We start from the raw sequence: 19407 nt of genomic DNA, 5'->3' as shown, positions 1-19407 counted from the left end.
GTGAATAAGACTGCTATTAAGAACTTTGCAATAAGAGCAAGAAATAAGTTAATTGAAGATATAATGCAGAAAGCCTATGAATTAGGAATTACAGAAAAAGAAATAAAGAATATAGAAACCTTTGAAGGTGGATTTCAAGTTGAAGGAACAGATATAAAGAGAACTATAAAATATTATCCACCAGAAAAGGTAGAAAAGATAATTAAAGAAAAGAGAAGTGATTTAATCAATAAAATAAAGAATAGAGGATTTGAACAGGTAGTAGAAGAAGTAGCATATACTTGGTTCAATAGATTCATTGCTCTAAGATTCATGGAAGTAAATGACTATTTACCAACAGGGGTTAGAGTTTTGTCTTCAGAAGATAAAAAGACAGAACCAGATATAATTAAAGAGGCTATAAATGTAGATTTAGACATAGATGAGGAAATAGTATATAACCTTCAAGATAACAATGAAACAGATGAACTATATAAATACTTATTGATTAAACAATGCAATAAACTTGGAGAAATTATGCCTACAGTTTTTGAAAAAATAGCAGATTGCACTGAATTATTGCTTTCAGATAATTTACTAGCAGAAGGTTCTGTAATTAGAGATTTGGTAGAATCTATTGATGAAGAAGATTATAAGGACCAGGTAGAAATTATAGGTTGGATGTATCAATACTATATTTCCGAAAAGAAAGATGAAGTATTTGCTGGATTAAAGAAGAATAAAAAGATTACTAAAGAAAATATACCTGCTGCAACCCAATTATTCACACCAAAATGGATAGTTAAGTATATGGTGGAGAATTCACTAGGAAGACTATGGTTGGAATCACATCCTGATGATGGATTGAAAGAACAGTGGAAGTATTATCTAGAAGAAGCAGAGCAAGACCCAGAAGTACAGAAGAAATTAGATGAATTAAAAAACCCTGACTTAGATCCTGAAGAAATAAAAGTATTAGACCCTGCTATGGGATCAGGCCATATACTTGTATACTGTTTTGATGTACTTTATGATATCTATTTAAAAGCAGGATATCCAGAGAGAAAGATACCTAAGCTTATACTAGAAAAGAACCTTTATGGATTAGATATAGATGATAGAGCAGCACAATTAGCGACTTTTGCCTTACTTATGAAAGCAAGAAGCAAGAATAGAAGAATTTTTAGAAGAAAGATAGATTTAAACGTGCGTTCAATACAAGAGAGCAACGGAATTTCAAAAGAAGCGATTGAATTCTTTGCTAATGGTGATAAGAAAATAAAAACGGATAGTAACTATTTAGTAGAAGTTTTTAATGATGCTAAAGAATATGGGTCAATATTAGAGGTGAAGAGAGTAGACTTTGTAGCACTAGAAGATAGACTAGAAGGAATAAGAGAAGAACAGGTAGCGATGTTTGATCAAGGGCATAAGAATGTTATTTTAAAAAAGCTACCAGCATTAATTAAACAGGCAAAGATTATGAGTGATAAGTATGATGTGGTATGCACTAATCCTCCTTATATGGGATATAAAAACATGAATAATAAACTACTAAAATTCATTAAACATAATTATCCTAATTGTAAAACGGACTTATTTGCTGTATTTATGGAACTTGACAAATATTATACAAAAGATAATGGGTTTATGGCTATGATAAACCAACACTCTTGGATGTTCTTATCTAGTTTTGAAAATTTAAGAGAAGAAATTGTTAACACAAGGGTAATATGTAATATGATTCATTTAGGACCTCACACTTTTGAAGAAATTAGTGGAGAAGTTGTGCAGTCAACATCTTTTATTATAAGAAAGAGTAACTTTAATAAATATAATGGGAAATATATACGATTAGTAGATATAAATAATGCAAAGCAAAAAGAAATTATGACAAGAACAGCAATAATAGAAGGTAATAATAAGAATATGTATATATCGAATATTAGAGACTTTAATAGGATACCGGGTAAATCTATAGCATATTGGGTTAGTAAAGATATTAAAAGTATATTTGAAGATGGTGAATCATTAGGGGAAATTGCCTCACCAAGAAAAGGCAATTCAACTTCTAACAATGACAGGTTTCTTAAACACTGGTTTGAAGTTAATATAAATAAAATTAACTTTAATAAAGATAAAATAATAAAAGAAGATACAGTTATTAATAGATGGTTTCCTTATAATAAAGGTGGAGGATATAGAAAGTGGTATGGAAATAACGAATTTGTTATAGATTGGAAAAATGATGGAGAAGCAATTAGGGAAATCCCTACTGCTGTAGTAGCCAATTATGATTACTTTATGAAAGATGGGTTAACATGGTCTACTGTTTCTTCTAAAAGATTTAGCATAAGAATGTTTGGAAAAGGGTTTATTTTTGATAACGGGGGCTGTTGTCTATTTACTGATACTAAATTTAAAAAATATTATCTTTCATTATTAAATTCTAAGGTTTTTCATTATATATTTGGTAATTTTAATCCAACTATGAATTTTCAATCAGGTCAAGTTGCAAAGTTTCCAGTATTGTTTAGTAGTGATAAAATACTGGAAAGAATCAATTATTTAACAATGAATAATTATAATATAAGCAAGAGAGACTGGGACTCATTTGAAACATCATGGGATTTCAAAAAGCATCCTATTATAGAATATAAAAAAGACTCTACTCTAATAAAAGAATCATTTGACAATTGGTCAGACTTCACACAAAGCCAATTCAACCAACTAAAACAAAACGAAGAAGAACTAAACAGAATCTTCATAGAGATATATGGACTTCAAGACGAACTAACACCAGAAGTAGAAGATAAAGACATCACAATCAGAAAAGCAGATAGAGAAAGGGACATCAAATCCTTTATATCCTACGCAGTAGGCTGCATGTTTGGTCGTTACTCACTAGATGAAGAAGGATTGATATATGCAGGCGGAGAGTTTGATTCAAATAGATACAATAAGTTTAAACCAGTAAAGGATAACATAATTCCAATAACAACTGATGATTATTTTGAAGAGGACATAGTAAGCATGTTTGTAGAATTCGTCAAGATAACATTTGGAGAAGAAGCATTGGAAGAAAATCTAGATTATATAGCGGAGACTATAGGCAAAAAATCCAGTGAAACATCGAGACAAGCAATAAGAAATTATTTCACTAAGAAATCAGGCTTCTATAAAGACCATGAAAAAACATATAGTAAAACACCAATATACTGGATGTTTGATTCTGGTAGACAAGATGGGTTTAAGGCACTTGTATATCTGCATAGATATGAACCATCACTTGTAGCAAGGGTTAGAACAGATTATTTGCATGAACTACAAAAAAAATATGAAGCTGAAATAAGCAGATTAGAAAGAATAATAGATTCTGATGTATCAGCAAGGGAAAAATCAGCAGCAAGAAAACAAAGAGATAAAGTGTCAAAACAATTAGAGGAATGCAAAGAATACGATCAAGTGATCGCTCATATTGCCAACCAAAGAATTGATATAGATTTGGATGATGGAGTAAAAGTTAACTATGCTAAGTTCCAAAAGGTAGAAATACCAAGGGGAGATGGCAAGAAACCACTAAAAGCAGACTTGTTAGCAAAGTTGTAGAAAAGTAGGTGATAGGATGAATTCAAATGAAGTAAAAAGAATATTAGAAGAAAACTTAAACAAAGAACCATCAGATGGGAAAAAAAGAAATATAGTGTTTTGGTATGACGATGAAGGAGAATTTATCAAAGATATTGATGAGTTGGAATTAGAAAATACAAAAATAATTAAACTCGAAGACAATAATAGTTTTTATATTAAATATTCATTAGAAAAAGAAGATACTGAATCCAATTATCTTATATACTCATCAAAGCCTAAACCAAATCCTAGAGAAAATTGGTTGTTAGATATATTCAAATACAGTGAGGAGTTCTTTACGGACAAGGCAACTGTAAATATGAGAAGTTTAGGAATTGAAGACGATACTTTAAAATCTATATTTAAAAAATACACAAAGTTCTTTAACAACAAAGAAAGATTAAACAAATTTGCTTCATATAATATTGAAAACTATACAGAAGAAAAGATTGATATTGCTGTGCTATCCACCTTATGCAAATTATCAGTTTTAGATTTTGAATTGGTAGTTAAGTCAGTTTTAATGGAAGAAGCAAAAGAAGAAAACAAGTATATAAAAGATATAGAAAAGTTCGGAGATATAGATGCTTTTTGGAAGTTAATAGAGACTAGATATGGATATCATATGGAAGAAAGAGATTTAGAGTCCCTTATGATAATGTTTATGATAACAAATTTGAGTTATAATCTAGATGCTGAACTACCTAAGGCATGGGAGAAGTTTATTTCCAATGAAAGGGCTAATTCAATCATACTACTAGATCACTTCATGAGTCATAAGGATGACAGAGAAGTATTTAATGTATTGGCCAATAGAATTGAAGATAGACTTAATTTAGAAGATTATATCAAAAAATGGGATATAGATGATTATATATCCTGTGACACATTTAAGTCTTTTGATTTAGAGATAATTTCAAGATTAATAAATAATCTAGTAGAAAACGTAGGAGAGTATGAAAAATATAGAAAAATCATAAATAAAAGAAGGACTACTCATTGGTACAATGACTTTGAACAAGAATATAATGCAATTTATTATGCAATGGAAATATTAAAGCTACAAGTTCAATTACAAAAGACATTGATAGGCTCTAATGCATTTGAAATGGTAAACAATTATGCAGAAAAGTATTATCTATTCGATTACTATTATAGAAAGTTTTATTTATCCTATGACAGTATTAGAGAGAATAAAGAATTATTTAATAGCATGTTGGAAATTATCGAGAATACATATACAAACTGGTATTTAGATGAACTATCAATCAAATGGTCAGCTATTATTGAAGATGAGTTAAAAGACGACATTAGAGTTCAAGGTCTCACTCAGCAGAAGGACTTTTACAATAACTTCATTAGGCCACATGTAGAAAAAAATGAGAGAGTATTTGTAATAGTATCGGACGCATTTAGATATGAAGCTGCAGTAGAGTTTAATGATATATTGAATAAAGAGAGAAGAGGAAGTACTGAATTAGCTTATATGCAAGGAAGCATCCCCTCATATACAAAACTAGGCATGGCAACTCTATTGCCTCATAAAGCAATAGATATAGATAATCAAGGAAGAGTTAAAGTTGACGGAGTTGATAGTCAAGGAACACAAAATAGGCAGAAGATAATATTAAATTACAGCAGTGAATCAGTAGCTATTCAATATAACGACATTAAGGATATGAAAAGAGATGAATATAAAGAAGTCTTTACTGGTAAGAAACTAGTCTATATTTATCACAATGTAATAGATGCATTAGGAGATACGTCTTTGACTGAAAGGGAAGTGTTTGAAGGTGTAGAAAGGACATTTAATGATTTAAACGATATCATTAGAAGCTTAGTTAATAATGTAAGCGCCACAAATATTTATATAACTGCAGACCATGGCTTCATATATAGAAGATCCAAGTTGATGGAGAATAATAAGTTATCCAAGATGAACGTTTCATCTATTGAAGAAAGTAGAAGATTTATACTGACAGAAGAAGTTTCTGATGAAAAGGGAATTCTAAATATACCATTGAACTATTTAATAGAAAATACAAAATTAAATGCAATAGTTCCTAAAGGCAATACAAGATTCAAAGTTCAAGGTGCTGGAGACAATTATGTACATGGAGGCACATCATTACAGGAGATAATAATACCAGTAATTAAGTTTAAGAATATAAGAAAAGATGAGTTTAAATCTTCTAAAGTAGAAGTAAAACTGACCAATATTTCTAGAAAGATTACAAATAGAATCACATACTTGGAATTTTTCCAAACTGGAAAAGTAGAAGATAAAAAACTGCCTATAAACTTAAAACTATATTTTGAAGATGATGAAGGTAACCGCATATCGAACGAAAACATTATTATTGCAGATAGCAGATCATCTAAACCTGAAGAACGTACATTTAGAGAAAAGTTTACTCTCAAAGACCAATCTTATGATAAAGGCAAGAAGTATTATCTAGTAATGGAAGATGAAAATGAAACTGTAGAAAATATTTATAGTAAGACACCATTTATAATTGATTTAGCAATTACAAATGATTTTGGATTTTAAAGAATCGAGGGATTTAAATGGATGAATTAAACAGTAAACTCAATAAATATTTTGCAGGACGTGTAGTTCGTAAGGACTTGACAAAAAAGATAAAAGAGGGAGCCAATGTCCCAGTATATGTATTAGAATATCTATTGGGAATGTATTGTGCTACAGATGATGAAGACGGAATCAATGATGGAGTAGAGAGGGTTAAGAAGATACTTTCTGATAATTTTGTACGTCCAGATGAGGCAGAAAAGGTAAAGTCTAAAATAAGGGAACTTGGTCACTATACAGTTATAGATAAAATAACTGTAAAATTAAATGAAAAAAAGGATATTTATGAAGCAGAGTTTTCTAATTTGGGACTAAAAGGAGTTGATATTGCTCCTCACTATGTTAAAGAATATGATAAGTTACTCTCTGGAGGTATTTGGTGTATATTAAAGATGAGCTATTTTTATGATGAGGAAATAAGAGATATGAGTCCATTTAATATTAGTAATTTGACTCCTATACAAATGCCGAATCTAGATATGGAAGAAATACTTGATGGAAGAAGGCAGTTTACAAAGGATGAATGGATTGATGTATTGTTAAGGTCTATAGGGATGGAACCAACTCAATTAGAAAACAATGTTAAATGGCATCTTCTAGCTAGAATGATCCCTTTGGTTGAAAACAATTATAATCTATGCGAATTAGGACCTAGGAATACAGGTAAATCTCATATTTATAAGGAAATATCTCCTAATTCCATACTAGTTTCTGGTGGACAAACTACAGTTGCCAATTTATTCTATAATATGGCCAGAAAAACTATTGGGTTGGTTGGTATGTGGGATACTGTTGCATTTGATGAGGTTGCAGGTATTACATTTAAGGATAAAGATGGAATACAAATAATGAAGGACTATATGGCTTCAGGTTCTTTTGCTAGAGGTAGAGAAGAAAAGAACGCTTCAGCATCAATGGTTTTTGTAGGAAATATAAATCAAAGTGTAGATGTATTGTTGAAGACTTCCCACCTTTTTGATCCCTTTCCAGAGGCCATAGCTTATGATTCTGCTTTTTTCGATAGAATGCATTATTATATTCCTGGATGGGAGATACCAAAGTTTAGGCCAGAATTTTTTACTAATGAATATGGATTTATTACTGATTATCTATCTGAATTTTTTAGAGAGATGAGAAAGAAATCATTTTCTGATGTTATAGATAAATATTTTAACTTTGGTAACAATCTCAATCAAAGAGATGTAATCGCAGTAAGAAAGACAGTATCTGGACTTGTGAAATTGATATATCCCAATGGAGAATATACTAAGGAAAGTATTGAGGAGATGCTAAGATATGCTTTAATAGGTAGAAGGAGAGTAAAGGAGCAACTAAAAAAAATTGGCGGGATGGAATTTTATGATGTACATTTCTCTTACATAGATAAAGAAGATTTTGAGGAAGAATTTGTATCTGTACCAGAACAAGGTGGAGGAAAACTAATACCAGAAGGAATGAGCAACCCAGGACATATATATGTTGTAGGCCGTGGACAAACAGGCATGATAGGTGTATTTAAAATAGAAACTGAGGTTGTATCTGGCTCAGGTAAATTTGAGAAAACTGGACTTGGTTCAAGCAGGGAAGCCAAGGAAAGTATCAACACAGCATTTAATTATTTTAAAGCTAATAAAAAAAATATTAGCGGTACTATTTCATTACAGAACAATGACTATTTAATGCACATTGCAGATTTACAGGGAATAGGAATAACTTCAGAATTATCTTTAGCAGCATTTATTGCTATGTGTTCAGGTGCTTTGAAAAGACCTGTGCAAAGTCAAATGGTAGTATTAGGAACGATGAGTATAGGAGGTACAATAAAGAAGGTAGAGGAATTAGCCAGTACATTGCAAGTATGTTTTGACGCAGAAGCAAAAAAGATATTACTTCCAATGTCTTCTGCTAGCGATATATCAACTGTACCGCCAGATCTATTTTCAAAGTTTCAAGTTTCATTTTACCAGGATCCAAAAGATGCGGTATTTAAAGCTTTGGGTGTAGATTGATGATTTCTTTAAAATAATTATACATATGATAAATAAAAGCTACTAAAGTTTACTAATAAGGCAACTTTGTTTAAAAAGGTAAAATTATAGCTTTGTAATACAAATATATGGTTTAAGTTACAAATTTAATCAAGGATTTTATAATGCCATGAAGTCTGTGTAGACTCCTTTGTATAAAATGGATATGTTTATAATATTCAGTTTATTTGATATAATGTATCTAGAAAAATTTTCAAGGAGGGGTATCGATGGATGTTTTATCTGCAATTAAGGGAAGAAGAAGCATAAGAAAGTACAGTGATAAGCCTGTAGAAGATGAAAAACTACATAAAGTTTTAGAAGCAGCTAGACTTGCACCATCAGCTATAAATAAGCAAAACTGGAAATTTGTTGTTGTTAAGGACTCTGAAATTAGAAAGAAACTTGTTGAATATGCTATTGGTCAACCTTTTGTTGGTCAAGCACCAGTAATTTTAGTCTGCTGCGGTACAAAACCAGACAGCATTATGAGATGTGGTCAGCCACGTTATACTGTAGATTTATCTATTGCAACTGCATATATGATATTAGAGGCATATGAACAGGGATTAGGTACTTGCTGGCTTGGAAGTTTTGATGAAAATAAGGTTAAGGAGATATTAGGAATTCCAGAAAAGGTAAGAGTAGTCTCTATTACTCCATTAGGATATTCTGATGAATCTCCTATTCCAACGCCAAGGAAAGAACTTGAAGAAATAGTGTGCTATGATAAATATAAATAATATAAAATAGCTCTGAATAATATTATTCAGAGCTATTTTATATATATGAAACTTTTCAAATTATGAGTAGTTTAGCATTAATACGTCTATACTAATCAATAAATAGTTTAGGAGGTGTAGTAAATGGAAAAGTATCATAAAGGGTTAACGGCATGGCAATTGACTATGATGGCTCTTGGTTCAGTAGTAGGAGGGTCTTTTTTTCTTGGGGCTGGTATACCTATTAATGCTGCTGGTCGAGCTGTTGTTATTTCATACATACTTTCTGGTATTTTAGTATATTTTATTCTTTTTGCATTATCTGAGATGACTGTAGCTGATCCTGATCCAGGATCCTTTCGTACATTTGCTGAAAAGGAATATGGGCCAGGTTTAGGTTTCATAGTAGGATGGGTTTACTGGACAGGAATTACATTAGCAATTTCTAGTGAAGCAGTTGCTGCATCTACCTTATTGCAGAAATGGGTTCCGGATATGTCTATTGTTCTAATTGGTTCAATTATAATAATTGTGACAACACTATTGAATTTACTAGGCGCAGAAAAATTAAGCAGCCTAGAGAGTAATTTAGCTGCTGCAAAATTATTAGCAATAGTAGGATTTATAATATTAGGATTAATCTTAGTATTTGGATTATTTCCGAATACATCTAGTGTTGGTCTAAGCGTTTTAAATGAAGAGCCTTGGTTGCCTGGTGGTATTGGAGGAATTGCTGGAAGCATGTTACTTGTAATGTTATCATATGCCGGATTTGAAATTATTGGATTAGCAGCTTCCGAAACTAGTGACCCTCATAAGACTGTTCCAAAAGCGATAATGTATACAGTATTAGGGCTTGTAGGATTATATATATCAGCTGTTATAGTAATTTTATTACTGATTCCTACAAATATACTTACAGAAGAAAGAAGTCCTATGGTATTGGCTTTGACCAGGTGGAATTTAAGTTGGGTAGGAGGCATAATGAATATCGTATTAATAATAGCTATTTTTTCTACAATGTTAGCTTCAATGTTTAGTCTTGGAAGGATGGTTCGTTCCCTTGCAGTCAAAGGGCATGCCCCATTATGGCTAAAGGATAAAGGAGATATTCCTTATAAAGGGATCATATTTTCTGGAGCAGCTATGATAGTGGCATTGTTTTTAAGTTTTATTTTACCTGCAGAAGTATATACTTTTTTAGCTAGTTCCGGCGGATATTCCTTGTTATTTACTTATTTAGTAATCATGCTTACGCATTATAGTTTTAGAAAAAGACATGGCTGTCCACCAAGCGGGAAATGCCAATTGCCGGGATATCCTTATTCTTCATGGATAGCGATTATAAGCATAATAATTATAATATTAAGTATGCCGTTAGTAGAAGGTCAAGGCTATGGCTTAATAGCAGGTGTTTGTTTAACAATAATATATATAATACTGTATTTTATAAAAAAGTATTTGATTAAAAATATAGATTAAAAACAGGATATTATAATTCTCCTATTTACAATATAATAGCAAAGTAGTATATTATATTCAGCTAGTATAGACAGAAGGTGGTGAGGGTAATGATTAAGCAAAATTTAGGAGAGCTAGCTGCATTGGCTACAGCGTTATGTTGGACAATAAATGGAATAGTTTTTGAAGATGCAAGCAAAAGAGTAGGTTCTCTAGTAGTAAATTATTTAAAGTTAATTTTAGGTTTTATTTTTGTTAGTGTATATTGTTTCTTTGCTAGAGGAATGTTCCTGCCCATGGATGCTACAACAAATAATTGGACTTGGCTTATGTTTTCAGGATTTATTGGCTTTTTTTTGGGAGATTTATTTCTTTTTCAATCCTATGTAGAAATAGGAGCGAGAATATCTTTATTAATAATGGCATCGAGTCCCCCAATTACAGCTTTGCTTGGATTCATATTTTTAAGAGAAAAGTTAGGCTTAATTAGCATAATAGGGATGTTTGTTACAGTGTCAGGCATAGCAATAGTTATATTAAACAAGGAAAAAGACGAGAAAAAAATTAAGCTAACCCATTCTAAAAAAGGATTAATATATGCTTTTCTAGGAGCTTTTGGACAAGCACTTGGTCTTATAGTGAGTAAAATTGGGATGGGAGACTATAATCCATTTGCAGCCACTCAGATAAGGATAATATCAGGATTAATTAGTTTTACAATATTATTTTTTGCGACTAAAAAATATGGAGATGTAAAATTAGCATTTAAAAACAGAATAGCAATGAGGAATATAGCAGTAGGTTCCTTTTTTGGGCCATTTTTAGGTGTAACTTTATCATTAGTTTCTTTAAAACATACAAGTGCTGGCATTTCATCAACTTTAACATCAATAATGCCAGTGATTATAATACCTTTTTCGATAATCATATTTAAGGAAAAGATTAAACCAAAAGAAATATTTGGAGCAATAATATCAGTTGCTGGTATAGCTATACTATTTATGTAAGTTGACATTATTATGCAAATTATGATAAAACTTTGCGTATAATACATTTGTAAGACACATATAAAGGAGAAGCACATATGATAAAAAATTTTGATGGAATACTTCCAAATATACATGAAGATACTTTCATAGCGGATAATGCTACAGTAATAGGAAATGTAAACATTGGCGAAGGTTCAAGCATATGGTTTGGAGCAGTGTTAAGAGGGGATATAGATAATATTACTATTGGTAAATTCTCTAATATTCAAGACAATTCTGTTTTACATACAGAAGCTGGTGTACCAACTATAATTGGTGATTATACTGTAATTGGACATAGTGCAATACTACATGGATGTAAAATTGGCGATAACTGTCTTATCGGTATGGGAGCAATTATTTTAAATAATGTAATTATTGGTGATAACTGTATAATAGGAGCAGGAGCTGTCGTGACGGAGGGTAAGATTATTCCTTCTAATTCTCTAGTATTAGGAATTCCAAGCAAAGTAGTTAGGGAAGTTAATAGTGAGGAAATTGAAGCAACAAAGATTAATGTTTTAAAATATAATGAACGATATAAACGATACATAGAATAACAAAGTCTAATTTTACTATAATATAAACTTTTTGTGAAATGGATTTCAAAAAAGGCTTCCTTAAATATATTAATATTTTAATAGATGCCTTTTTATTTTTGGTAAAAGAAAGTATATAATAAATATTAAAGGAATATATTGAATAAATACAATATAAACCTGATGTTATCATTAGAATATATTATATACTCGTTAATCTATTTTAAATATTGACTTTAACTAATAAAAAGGATGAAATATACAATAATATAAAAATATAGTTACTATTAGTAAAACCACAATACCTATAGTAATCAGGTTGGAGGGACAATAGTGGAACGGAATAAAACAAACAAAGAAAAAAAGACAATAGGGTCTGTTATTAAAGCGGTAGAGGTAATAGAATTTATTGCAAATTCAGAGAGAGGAGTTGGAGTTACTGAAATTAGCAATGGATTAAATTATGGTGTTAGTGCAACTTATCATTTATTAAATACTCTAAAAGAATGCAATATAATAGTGCAAAACAAAGCAACTAAAAAATTCAAGCTTGGATTGAAACTTTGGCAAATTGGAATGCTAGCTTATGATCAAAATCATATATCAGTTATATTGAGGCCATACTTAAAGGAGTTAAAGGAGCTTACTGGTGAGACTGTTAATCTTACAATTATGGACAATTATCAAATTGTATACATTGCTCAAGAAGAAAGTGAAAGACTAGTCAAGATGTTCACAAGGACAGGGGCAACAGCTCCACTACATTGCACTTCTGCTGGAAAAGTGTTTTTAGCCTTTAAACCTAAAGAAGTTCAAGATTCAATATTGAGTAAGATTGAATTAACTAAATATACGGACAATACTATAGTAAACAAAGAAGATCTTATTAAAGAATTGAAGGAAATAAGGAGTAAGGGATATGGATTTGATAATGAAGAAAGGGAATTAGGTGTTAGCTGTATAGGTGCTCCTATTTTCGACTTAAACAATGAAACAATAGCTTGTATTACAATATCAGGGCCAACATCAAGGTTTTCTAAAAAAAATAAAGAAAGATGGTTAAAAGATGTTTTGAAGATATCTAAACAAGCTACAAATTACCTTAATACGATTAAATGAATGATGAGATACATTTAAATAAAGTTTCTTTAAATACTTAAGTATTTAAAGAAACTTTATTTATTTTATTCTAATTTACATTCATATTGTTATAGAATTGACATATAATATATTTAACAATAATAAAGTAGATTTAATAAGAGTAAATATATTAAATGTTGTAGAAACATTTAAATTGTTTATAAAAATTATATAGGAGGTATTTTTATGGGGAAAGATTATGAGAAATTAGCGCCTAAATATCGTTTGTTATTAGGTCCTGGACCAGTAGAAGTAGCATCACGTGTACTAAATGTTATGTCTAATCCTTTATATGGACATTTAGATCCCAAGTTTCTAGAAATTACAAACGAAACTATGAAACTACTTAGATATACATTTCAAACCGAAAATCAGCTTACACTACCAATGTCAGGAACAGGTAGTGCAGGCATGGAAACTGTGATGGTAAATTTACTAGAAGAAGGGGATAGGGCTATAATCTGTGTTAATGGAGTTTTTGGTGAGAGGATGAGGGATGTAGCTAGTAGATGTGGAGCTGAAGTAATATCTGTTGAGGCTCCGTGGGGTAAGGTTATAGATCCTGAAGATGTTAGAAGAGCTTTTAAGGAAGCACCAGGAAAGGTAAAATTAGTAGGTATTGTACATGCAGAAACTTCTACTGGAGTAAAACAACCTATTGAAGAAATTTCCCAAATAGTTAAGGAACATGATGCGCTTATGGTTGTTGATGCAGTTACTTCTTTAGGCGGAGTAGATTTAAAAATTGACGAATGGGGAATTGATGCTTGTTATAGTGGAAGTCAAAAAGCATTAAGCTGTCCGCCTGGATTATCTCCATTAACTATGGGAGTCAAAGCATTAGAGGTTATTGATAACAGAAAAACAAAAGTACAAAGTTGGTATTTGGATTTGAGTATGATAAAGAATTATTGGAGCAAAGAAAGAGTATACCATCATACAGCACCAATAAATATGATATATGCTTTGAGAGAAGCGTTATTAATGGTGTATGAAGAAGGATTAGATGAAAGATTTAGAAGACATCAACTGAATTCAAATGCTTTTGTAGCAGGTATAGAAGCTATGGGAATGAAAATGGCAGTTGAAGAAAAAGAATATCGACTGCCAACTCTTAATGCAGTAAAGATACCTGATGAAATAGATGATTATCAAGTAAGAAGTTACCTTCTAGATAAATATGGTATTGAAATTGGAGGGGGTCTTGGCGATTTTAAAGGAAAAGTATGGAGAGTAGGGCTAATGGGAGAATCATCTAAAAGAAATAATGTGATTCTTTTATTAAATGCATTGGGAGATGCACTTATGCAACAAGGGTACAAAGTTGATTTTAGGTTAGCTATCGAAGCAATTCTGGATATATACGATATTTAGGAATATAAATTCATGATACAAAATAATATATAGTATTAATTAAAGAGAGGAATGATAATATGATAAGAAAATCTAATAAATATAAAGTAGAAAAAGTAGAAGGATTAAAGGGTGGAAGGGGATATGTAACAATTGTAAATTTTTTCGAAATGGAAGAGTTTCTTGGTAATGGAAGATTGTTTGGTAAAACAATTATAAAGCCTGGAAGTTCTATAGGATATCATACTCATGAAGGAGATCAAGAAGCCTATTATATTCTAAATGGAAGAGCTTTGTACAATGATAATGGTAAAGAAGTAATATTAGAGCCAGGAGATTTAACTATATGTAGGGATGGAGAATCTCATTCTATTGAAGTAATTGGAGAGGAAGATTTAGAATTTATTATGCTTATACTGTATAACTAAATGTGAAATTTAGTTACTGTAGATTTTTAAGTATTACATTGATACTTTGAAATGAGGATTGCTATATATTGATAGACATATGGAATTGTGCTAGAACCTAAAATATAGACTAAGAAATAATATAAAAAGGGGGATTTATTGTGGAAGCTGGCTTTAGTTCTTTGATCGTTATGATTGCCTGTCTTATTGGCTTGCTCGTTATGATTATGAAATTCAAAATTCATCCTGTGTTTACTTTGATTATTGTTGCTATCTTTGGAGCTATTGGATTTGGATTTCCGTTAGAAGAAGTATTCACTCTTGTTACAGGGGGATTTGGTAGTACTATTGGTAGTATTGGTATTGTAATCATATTAGGTACTACAATTGGTGTTATATTAGAGGATACAGGTGGAGCATTAGTGCTTGCAAACACTATTCTTAAGTTTGTAGGCAAGAGACATTCTAAACTAGCCATGGCATTATCAGGATATTTAGTTTCTATTCCTGTATTCAGTGATTCTGCAATCGTTATCATGTCTCCAGTTGCTCGTGCTTTATCTGCACGTAGTGGTTTGCCATTAGTTGCACTTTTAGGAGCATTAAATGGTGGTATTTTGGCAACTCATACTATGGTACCACCAACACCTGGTCCTCTTGCTGCTGCAGGTACATTAGGTGCTGATCTTGGATTTTTAATAGTTTTAGGACTGATAAGTTCTGCGGCATATACTTATGTTGCTACTTTATGGTGTGGTAGCAAATATATGACTAATAAATATCCTGGATTAGCTAAAGTGGCAAATGTAGAAACAGCTATTGGTGATGATTATACCTTATCTAGTCCTGATGGAAAGCCACTTCCTAGTGCATTATTAGCATTTGGTAGCATTTTGGTACCAGTTATATTGATTTGTGTTAATTCATTTGCTGCTATGTTCCTTGATTCAGCATCTGAAGCATTACGTTATTTGACATTCATAGGGGATCCTGTTTTTGCATTATTCATGGGGGTGTTGATTGCTCTAATAATGGGTAAAGATCGTTTTAGTAAGGTGCAATGTAATAAATGGTTTAATAATGCTGTAGACAGATCTGGATTTATTATTTTAGCAACTGGTGCCGCTGGTGCTTTTGGTGGAGTATTGAAAGCATCTGGAGTTGGAACTTATCTTGGCAATTTGATCACGCAGACTCCATTGCCAGAAGTATTTGTACCATTCCTAGTATCATTGTTGCTATCTGTTTCAAATGGTTCAGCAACAGTCTCACTATTAACTGGTTCAGCAATCATTTTACCTTTGATGCCTTCACTAGGATTATCACCAGTTATTGCGACGTTAGCGATTGCAGCAGGTTCATCCTTCTTCTACCATGCAAACGGTAGTCATTTCTGGGTTGTATTAAAATGTAATGATGATATACCAATAAATGAAGGTTATGAGGTTGTTTCTGTGCCGACTGCCCTTGGTAGTGTTGCTGCCATGATAGTGGTTTGGATTATGTCCATATTTATTCACATTTGATTTCATAGTTTAGAGGTTAATCATAAAAAATGTTGCTATATTACAAGGAATGTTAGTTTATCAAAAATGGCTTCTCGCAATAGTAGGAGGTCATTTTTGAGATGACAAATCAGTCGACAATTTATTGATATAAATGTATGAGAGAATTATAAGTTAATAGTTATTGAATTATTTTTATAAAACAGTTTGTTACTATTACTTTAAGTTCACATTGACTTGTAATCTTAAGTAGAATATAATAAATTTAACAAAGAGAAGTATAATTTACTATTGGTAAATTGTATTTAAACAAGAATTTGTACAATAAAAGATTATATAAATACTATCAAAATAATAGGGGGATTGATAAATATGAAAAATAAAAAGCTCGTCATGATTCCAGGTCCAACACCCGTCACACGGTCGATACAAGACCAGATGGGAAGAGATACTGTTGCTTTTGGTGATCCAGATTTTATCAATGATTTTAAAGAAGTAATAAAGAGTTTAAAGGAAATATTTAAAACAGAAGGTGAAGCTTTTATCGTTGCAGGAACAGGTACTCTTGCAATGGAAATGGGAATATCTAATGTTGTAAAAGAAGGAGATAATGTATTAGTAGTCTCCAATGGATTCTTTGGAGATCGTTATGTAGAGTTATGTGAAAGAAAGGATTTGAATGTAGATGTATTATCTGCAGAATGGGGTACCACAGTTTCAGCAAGTGAGATTGAAAAGAAATTGAGTGAAAAAAATTATAAAGCTATTACAGTTACTCACGTAGACACATCAACAGGAGTATGTGCTCCAGTAGCTGAAATAGGAGAAGTGGTTAAGAAATTTGAAGACACTATATTGATAGTAGACGGAGTATGTGCAACAGCAGCAGAACCAGAGTACTTAGATGAAATGGAAATAGACGTACTTATTACAGGATCACAAAAGGCATTTGGAGTGGCTCCAGGACTCGCAATCGTATTAGCTGGTCCTAAAGCTATAGAGAGAAGAAAGTCATTAGGAACTATTAGAGATTATTATATAGACTTTGAAAAATGGATTCCAATTATGAATGACCCATCTAAATACTTTGCAACACCAGCAGTAAATATGATATGGGCATTACAAGAATCATTAAGAATAATAAAAGAAGAAGGAATAGAAAACAGATACGAAAGACATATAAAAGTAGCAAGAGCAATGCAAGCAGCATTAGAAGAGTTAGGATTCAAGATATTAGCAGAAAAAGAGCACAGAGCAGTAACATTATCAAATGTACTATACATGGACGGAATAGACGATGGAGAGTTTAGAAAGGTATTAGCAGAAGAAGGAGCAGTAGTAGCTGGCGGGTTAGGAGAATATGCAGGTAAGATGTTCAGATTAGGACATATGGGTAACATAGATACTCACTATCTGATATCAACTATATCAGCTATTGAAAGGACATTACGCAGATTGGGAATTGAAGATGTTTTAGGTAAAGGAGTTATTACTCTTACAAGAGAATTAATTAAATAAGTTAACTTAGAGATAGTCTCAAAATTTGAGACTATCTTTTTTAAAATTTATTTATAATGAAATTAGAAAGAATATTTTATACTGGTATTAGAAGACAAAATAATTAAAAATATTTAACAATATTCCGACAATATTGATACAAAAAAGTTAAAAATATGTTATCCTATATATAGAATTTAATTTTTAATAATATAAAAGTTTAAAGGAGGTTGTGAAGTGAAATTTTCTAACAGGATTCAATCAATGCAAGAATCACCTATAAGAAAACTTACGCCAATTGCAACAGAGGCGAAAAAAGGTGGTAAGAAGGTATATCATCTAAATATAGGACAACCTGATATTCCTACACCAAGAGTATTTTTTGATGCAGTTAAAAATTTTGATGAAGAAGTTTTGGCATATGCAGGTTCTGAAGGAATACCAGAATTAAGAAATAGTTTCAGTAAATATTATAAAAAATATGGCATCGATTTTGAAGTTGATGATATCCTTGTAACAAATGGTGGAAGTGAAGCTTTACTTTTTACTTTATTAGCTATATGTGATAATGGAGATGAAATTCTTGTTCCTGAACCATTCTATACAAATTATAATGGATTTGGGAACACAGCAGGAATAAAAGTAGTTCCTATTACTACTAAAGCTGAAGATGGGTTCCATCTACCAAGTAAAGAAGAAATAGAAAAGCTAGTTACTGATAAAACTAGAGCGATTTTAGTATCAAATCCAAGCAATCCTACAGGTACAGTATATACTATGGACGAAATGAATATGCTAACGGATATCGTAAAGGAACATAATCTATATATTATAGCAGATGAAGTATATAGAGAATTTATATATGATGGATTAGAGTATAAGAGTTTTGCTCAAATTGATGATATAAAGGATAGGGTAATTATTACGGATAGTATATCTAAAAGATATAGTGCTTGTGGTGCTAGAATAGGTTGTATTGCATCAAAAAATAAAGATTTAATAGCCCAAATATTAAAGTTATGCCAAAGTAGACTTTGCGTACCTACTATTGAGCAAATGGGGGCAGCAGCTTTAGTTGATGTTCAAGATAAATATTTCGAAGATGTAGCTGAAGAATATAAAAAGCGCAGAGATATTGTTTATAATTCATTAAGTAAAATGGACGGAGTTATATGTGAACAACCCCACGGAGCTTTTTATGTAGTAGCTAAATTACCTGTTGAAAATGCAGAAGACTTTGTTGTCTGGTTATTAAAAGATTTTGATATTGACAATGAGACAGTAATGATGGCTCCGGCAGAAGGATTTTATGCTACAGAAGGCCTTGGAAGAGATGAAGTTAGAATATCCTATGTGTTGAAAGAAGAAGATCTGAAGAAAGCTATGAAAATACTAGAAAAAGCCTTAAAAGTATATAAGAATCAGAAGCAAATTAGTGCATTATAAATTAATAAAACTCCTTTCTAAACATAAAAGTATTTAGAAAGGAGTTTTTATTTTATGTTATAATATATAAAAGTCAATCAGGA

The 19407-nt window shown here is 31.3% G+C and carries 13 protein-coding genes; all 13 read left to right on the top strand.

Annotated features, from left to right (window positions below; translation table 11 throughout):
* Window positions 1–3588: a BREX-1 system adenine-specific DNA-methyltransferase PglX gene (gene pglX, locus K8M07_RS02690; RefSeq protein ID WP_223376348.1), complete on the top strand. Its 3588-nt coding sequence runs from the start codon at window positions 1–3 to the stop codon at window positions 3586–3588.
* Between the two features lie 16 nt (window positions 3589–3604).
* Window positions 3605–6160 (top strand): BREX-1 system phosphatase PglZ type A, encoded by a 2556-nt coding sequence (pglZ, locus tag K8M07_RS02685; protein WP_223376347.1) that lies wholly within the window; start codon window positions 3605–3607, stop codon window positions 6158–6160.
* A gap of 17 nt (window positions 6161–6177) precedes the next feature.
* A complete protein-coding gene (gene brxL, locus K8M07_RS02680; protein ID WP_223376346.1) occupies window positions 6178–8208 on the top strand; it encodes a protease Lon-related BREX system protein BrxL in 2031 nt (676 codons plus the stop codon).
* Between the two features lie 248 nt (window positions 8209–8456).
* The gene (locus K8M07_RS02675) at window positions 8457–8969 is read left to right on the top strand and encodes a nitroreductase family protein (RefSeq protein WP_223376345.1); all 513 of its coding nucleotides are present in this window, start codon (window positions 8457–8459) and stop codon (window positions 8967–8969) included.
* Window positions 8970–9092: 123 nt separating this feature from the next.
* Window positions 9093–10430: an amino acid permease gene (locus K8M07_RS02670; RefSeq protein WP_223376344.1), complete on the top strand. Its 1338-nt coding sequence runs from the start codon at window positions 9093–9095 to the stop codon at window positions 10428–10430.
* Between the two features lie 89 nt (window positions 10431–10519).
* Complete coding sequence (locus K8M07_RS02665) at window positions 10520–11416, top strand: DMT family transporter (protein ID WP_223376343.1); 897 nt, start codon at window positions 10520–10522, stop codon at window positions 11414–11416.
* A 77-nt stretch (window positions 11417–11493) separates the two neighbouring features.
* Window positions 11494–11997 carry a gamma carbonic anhydrase family protein gene (locus K8M07_RS02660; RefSeq protein WP_223376342.1) on the top strand — a complete coding sequence of 168 codons (504 nt, stop codon included), beginning with the start codon at window positions 11494–11496 and terminating at the stop codon, window positions 11995–11997.
* A gap of 312 nt (window positions 11998–12309) precedes the next feature.
* Window positions 12310–13095, top strand: a complete 786-nt coding sequence (locus tag K8M07_RS12755; protein ID WP_223376341.1) for an IclR family transcriptional regulator — start codon at window positions 12310–12312, stop codon at window positions 13093–13095.
* Between the two features lie 207 nt (window positions 13096–13302).
* A complete protein-coding gene (locus K8M07_RS02650; RefSeq protein ID WP_223376340.1) occupies window positions 13303–14490 on the top strand; it encodes a pyridoxal-phosphate-dependent aminotransferase family protein in 1188 nt (395 codons plus the stop codon).
* Between the two features lie 59 nt (window positions 14491–14549).
* On the top strand, window positions 14550–14897 hold the full coding sequence (locus tag K8M07_RS02645) for a cupin domain-containing protein (RefSeq protein WP_223376339.1): 348 nt from the start codon (window positions 14550–14552) through the stop codon (window positions 14895–14897).
* Window positions 14898–15037: 140 nt separating this feature from the next.
* On the top strand, window positions 15038–16402 hold the full coding sequence (locus K8M07_RS02640) for a GntP family permease (protein ID WP_223376338.1): 1365 nt from the start codon (window positions 15038–15040) through the stop codon (window positions 16400–16402).
* A gap of 351 nt (window positions 16403–16753) precedes the next feature.
* Window positions 16754–17899, top strand: coding sequence for a pyridoxal-phosphate-dependent aminotransferase family protein (locus tag K8M07_RS02635; protein WP_223376337.1), 1146 nt, complete (start codon window positions 16754–16756; stop codon window positions 17897–17899).
* Window positions 17900–18115: 216 nt separating this feature from the next.
* On the top strand, window positions 18116–19324 hold the full coding sequence (locus K8M07_RS02630; RefSeq protein WP_223376336.1) for a pyridoxal phosphate-dependent aminotransferase: 1209 nt from the start codon (window positions 18116–18118) through the stop codon (window positions 19322–19324).
* Window positions 19325–19407 lie beyond the last annotated feature (83 nt).

Origin of the sequence: Schnuerera sp. xch1, assembly GCF_019931165.1 — a bacterium.
Classification (GTDB): domain Bacteria; phylum Bacillota; class Clostridia; order Tissierellales; family Tepidimicrobiaceae; genus JAIOUP01.
Note: the sequence above shows the minus strand (reverse complement) of the source record. Positions and strands in the feature narration are given on the sequence as shown.